Raw genomic sequence first — 4,595 nt, 5'->3', positions numbered from 1 at the left:
GGGCGGGGGTGGTGGTCGTGGTGGTCGTGGTGGTCATGGCTGAATACCTCCGGCAATAGGGTTGGAAATAGCGTTCCGCGTTATGCGGTGCGCTTTTGTTTGGCGGTTCCGGTAGGGCGTTTGTTGTTGCCCACGTCCATGGACCCTCTGCACGGGGCGATTGTCAACCCGCATTTCCAAGACTCTTTCCGAAGGCCGTTCAGAAACCCCTTTTCGCCTCGTCGCACTGGCCGCCTGTCGGCCCGGTATCGCGTTTAACGGCATTGTGAGGGCCGCTCGGCGGGTTTCTGGCCGCGCCGGTGTATCCGGTGGGGGTAAACCGGCGCATGGGCGCGTAGGGCGTTGTGGGCGGTGCCAGCGATTCGGGGCCGCAACGCCAGCGCGCCCGGCCGTATGGCCGGGCGCGCTGGGTGGGGTCGGTCAGTGAGCGGCAGCGTCGATCATGGCGTGGAGACTCGCGACAAGATCGTCCCACCGCGTGGAGTGCAACGGCTCGCTAGGGACTCCCGTAAGCGGGATGAAGTGCGTCAGCCCGGTCCGGTCAGCCGCGAATGCAACCCCGTCACCAGGAAGTATCACCGCGTACGCGACCACCTCGGCGGTGAACATGGCCGGATGCCGGGCGATCACCGTTGCCATGCGCTCGCACGCAACGGTGATGCTGTCGGCCGTGCGCGGGCCACCGGGCAGCGTTTCCGGGCGGGCGGTCACCGTGTCACCCACGGCGGTCAGCGTTGCCAGCGTGGGGCCGTCACAGCGGGCCGCGAGCCCGGTCACGGCGGCGGTAACCGATTCGGTGCGCAATACCGGGGCGGTCATGTCTTTTCCTTTCCGGGGGTGAATTGTTTACCTATTCATGGACGCTCTATCGCATGGTGAAGTCAAGTCGACGTATTGAGCTCAATGTCACTTCACGGCCCCACGGCCGGCGGAGCTCGACTTCGTAAGAATGTCAAGCGTCAGCTCGGCACAATCCGACGTATTGCCGCTATCTGATTTATCCAGGATGACAGTTTGCTGATCTTCACCACGTCGCCGGTTTTCGGAGCTTGCACAATGAGCCCGGAACCGAGGTACATGCCGACGTGGCCCGGGTTCGCGCGGGTGCCGCCGCCACCGGGGATCAAGATCAGGTCTCCCGGGTGGAGGTCGGCGGGGCCGGGCGCGGAGGTGCCCGCGTCGACTTGATCGGCGGTGGTGCGGGCAATCCGGATTCCGGCGGCCCGGTACGCCTGTTGCATCAGCGAGGAGCAGTCGCACTGGTGCCGGGGCACCCCGGAGTGTGCGGCGGTGCAGTCCCCGCCGAAGGTGTACGGGGTGCCGAGCTGTGCGAGTGCCCACCCGATCGCGGTGACCACCGGCGGCGGTGTACCCGCCGGAAGGGCGAACCCCGGCGGCAGACTCGCGGCGGCCTCCGGCGGGAGGTTGTCGCCCCCGTCGCACACCACCCCACCGGTGTAGGCCGCGACGATGGCGGCGGCCTGCGCCTCGTCGTCGGCGTAGGCGTCCGGGTACGCCGAGCGTTGCACCGCTTGCGCCGCGTCGGTCAACGGCAAGCTCTGCCACCGAGGCACGGCTCGTAGGTGCTCATAGAAGGAGGTGGCCGCGTGGGCCGGGTTCATGATCTCGGCCGGGGGGCCCCACCCTTGCGACGGGCGTTGCTGGAACAGCCCGAGCGAGTCGTAGTTGTTGTCAGTACCGAGGTTGCCGAGGTTGATCAGCCGGGACTCTTGCAGGGCGGTGGCGACGGCGATTACCCACCCGCGCGCCGGGATGTTCATCCGCTGACCGGTGCCGATGATGACCGCCGCGTTGCCCGCCTGTTCGGCGCTCAGTCCCGCCGGGAGGGTGCCCGGGGTGGTGACGGTGGCCGTGCAGGCGTAGGCGGCACTGCCGCCGCCGAACAGGGCGGACACGGCGGCGGCCCCGGCGGCGGCGATGACCACGAGTAGCAGCACGAGGCCGCCGACCGCCCCGGCGACTACCCGTCCCATACCGCACCGTCCGGGAGGGTCAGCTCGGCCAGGCTGACGCGGCCGGGCTGTCCGGCTACCCGCCACACCGGCCCCGCCGGGCCGCCGGTGTCGGCCGCCTCGGTGGCCGGGGCGACAGGGGCGGCGGCGGTTGCCACCGTCGCCCCGCCGGGCACCCCCGTGCGGGTGAGGTGGGCGTGGAAGTTCAGCTCACGCGCGGCGGTGGTGAACCAGAACAGCACCGGGTAGGCGCGCGAGGGCGGGAGTGCGGCGTAGCCGGTGAGCTTGCCGATCACCCGGGACAGGGTTTCGGTGCCGAGGTCGGTCTCCAGCCAGACCGGCACCGCGCGCCCGCCGTCGATCCACACCCCGTGACCGTCGGGGCGCACCACCGCGCCGACCGCCTCCCGGCACGCGGCCTCGTTCCACCAGCGCGCCAACCGGGTTGCCGCATCGGTGCGGGCGTGGGCGCTGAGCGCGACGAAAAACCCGTTGGTGGTGATGAGGTGCGCGAGTGTCGGAGACAGGGCCAGTCGTGCGGTGGCGTCGCGTACGGCGGACGGGCGCGGCAGCGTGTCACCGTTCCCGGCCGCGACGATCGCCGCGCCGACCGGGCCGAGGGTCCACCTCCACGCTTGCGAGCCGGGCCTTTGGTAGTGCCGGAACCGGTCGAGGATGTCGCGCTCGAGCAGGGTGTTGAGCCGGTTGCGGGCGCGACCGGCGGAACCGAAGGTGAGGTCGACGAGCTGGTCGGTGGTGAAGGTCTTGTGCTGGTCGAGCAGGTTGAGCAGGAACCGGTCTCGGGGAGTGAGTCTGGTGAGTTCGCCGGCCACGACGGACGCCGTCAGGCGAGCACCGGTAGGAGAGTTATCTCTTATAAGTCGGTTCCGGTCCACCAGTTCTCCTCAGCGTCGTTGACCTGCGGGTATGGGCTGTCATAGGGGGCGTTTTCCAACGAGTCCTCCGGCTCGTTAGAAAACTCGTTTGATTGCTCGTTGGACGGCTCGTGAGAGCTCTCGTTGAACCGCTCGCCGTGAGCAGCGAAGGTGTTACGACCGACCAACAGCTCTTTGGGAACCTGCACCGAACCCTGCGGTTCGGTACTCGCCGGGACCGCTGCAGTTGTGCCGAGCAGCTTTCTGCGGTCCTCGTGCGACAGCCCGGTGTGCTCGCGTGCCGCTCGCCGCAGCACCTCGGACCGGCTATTGACCGGTGGTCCAGGCGGCTCGGTGTCGGCGGTGACCGGAGGCACCACCCGGCCGCCGGCCACCGGCCGCAGCACCACCTCGTAGCCGCCGAGCCGGATCAGGTCCCCGTCGTCCAGATACGGGCGAAGGTGGCGGGCCTGGTCGACGGCGTCGCGGGGGGCGAGGGCGAAGTACACCTTGTTGCGGGCGTTGGCGTCGATCGCCTCTTGCATATCCCCGGACAACTGGCCCAGGTACTGATGCGCCAGGACGAACGAGGTGTGCAGGCCGCGGGCCTCGGCGAGGGCGTCATCGATACCGATGGGCAGGTGCAGGAAGTTGTGACACTCGTCCAGCACCACCATGGCGTCCGGGCGCTCGTGCTCGGGGATACGAGCTCGGGCCGTGGTGGCCTGCCACAACCCGGCGAGGAGCAACGAGCCGATCAGCCGGGTGCCGTCCTCACCGATGACCCCCTTCGGCAGCCGGGCCAGCAGCACCCCACCGTCGAGGATCTCGGCGAAGGAGAACGTGGTGGCCGCCACCCCGAACAAAGAGGTCGCCATCGGATGGGCGAGGACCAGCCGCAACCGTGAGAGCAGCGGTGCGGTCAGCCCGGCCCGCTGCCCGGCCGAGAGGCTGTCGAAGCCTTCCCAGAACTCGCCGAGGGTGTTGCCCTCCCACGCCTTCAAAGCATTGGTGACCGTGGTGACCCGCTCGGCGCGCCATTTGGAGTCCGACAGCAGCCGCGGCAACTGCGCGAGCGTCGAACCTTCGAGGTGGGCCAGGGTGAGCAACCCGTGGTAGCAGATGTCGGCGGTGCGGTGGCCCCACCAGCGCGCCCACACCTTCGCCATCACGGCCGTGACGTTCGCGGCCACGTCATGCGGAGTGCCGCCGTGTACGGCCGGGTCGAGCAAGTTGATCGCCGGTGGCGCGTGCCGCTCGTCCGGGTCGATCAGCACCAGGCGGTCCCCGGCGGACTGGGGAAGCCGGTCGAGCAGGTCCCGGATCAGGTCGCCCTTGGCCGGGTCGAACGCGGCGACACCACGACCTGCTTCGACGTCGTCGAGGATCATGTTCATCAGCAGGGTGGTCTTGCCGGTACCGGTCGGGCCGAGGGCGTGCAGGTGGTAGCGGCAGTCGGTCAGCGAGATCCCGATCCTCGTGCGGGGGCCGGCGTTCGCAACTCCGATCACCTTGCCGCCCAGGCCGTGCCGCTGGTCGACGGGGACGAGGTTGAGCCGCCTGATCGGTTCTTTCTCACCGGTGGTGGATTCGGTGGTGGGTGGGATAGTCACGGGGCGCTCCACGGGGTCGGCGGGGTGGGATGGCTGGTGGCGGGTCCGGCGCAGAAGACATCGCCGCGTCCGGGGCGGCGCCGGGGTGCGGGGGGGGGGAGGGCGGGGGGGGGGGGGTTGGGGGGGCGCCCCGC

Annotated in this window: 4 protein-coding genes; all 4 read right to left on the bottom strand. The window is 69.4% G+C overall.

Features of this window, described 5'->3' with window-relative positions:
- Positions 1-420: 420 nt before the first annotated feature.
- Positions 421-819 carry a hypothetical protein gene (locus TFC3_RS35010; RefSeq protein WP_236718647.1) on the bottom strand — a complete coding sequence of 133 codons (399 nt, stop codon included), beginning with the start codon at positions 817-819 and terminating at the stop codon, positions 421-423.
- A gap of 140 nt (positions 820-959) precedes the next feature.
- A complete protein-coding gene (locus tag TFC3_RS35005) occupies positions 960-1,994 on the bottom strand; it encodes a C40 family peptidase (protein ID WP_067510620.1) in 1,035 nt (344 codons plus the stop codon).
- Positions 1,982-2,806, bottom strand: coding sequence for a replication-relaxation family protein (locus TFC3_RS35000; RefSeq protein WP_067510618.1), 825 nt, complete (start codon positions 2,804-2,806; stop codon positions 1,982-1,984). The genes TFC3_RS35005 and TFC3_RS35000 overlap by 13 nt, the downstream gene beginning before the upstream one ends.
- Positions 2,807-2,847: 41 nt before the next feature.
- On the bottom strand, positions 2,848-4,461 hold the full coding sequence (locus TFC3_RS34995) for a type IV secretory system conjugative DNA transfer family protein (RefSeq protein ID WP_236718646.1): 1,614 nt from the start codon (positions 4,459-4,461) through the stop codon (positions 2,848-2,850).
- Positions 4,462-4,595: the final 134 nt, after the last annotated feature.

The organism is Actinoplanes sp. TFC3, from assembly GCF_001553785.1.
Taxonomy (GTDB): Bacteria; Actinomycetota; Actinomycetes; order Mycobacteriales; family Micromonosporaceae; genus Actinoplanes.
Note: the sequence above shows the minus strand (reverse complement) of the source record. Positions and strands in the feature narration are given on the sequence as shown.

Excerpts from the sequence above, each read along its gene's own strand:
- TFC3_RS35010 (WP_236718647.1), bottom strand. The coding sequence starts at position 819 with ATGACCGCCCCGGTATTGCGCACCGAATCGGTTACCGCCGCCGTGACC.
- TFC3_RS35005 (WP_067510620.1), bottom strand. The coding sequence starts at position 1,994 with ATGGGACGGGTAGTCGCCGGGGCGGTCGGCGGCCTCGTGCTGCTACTC.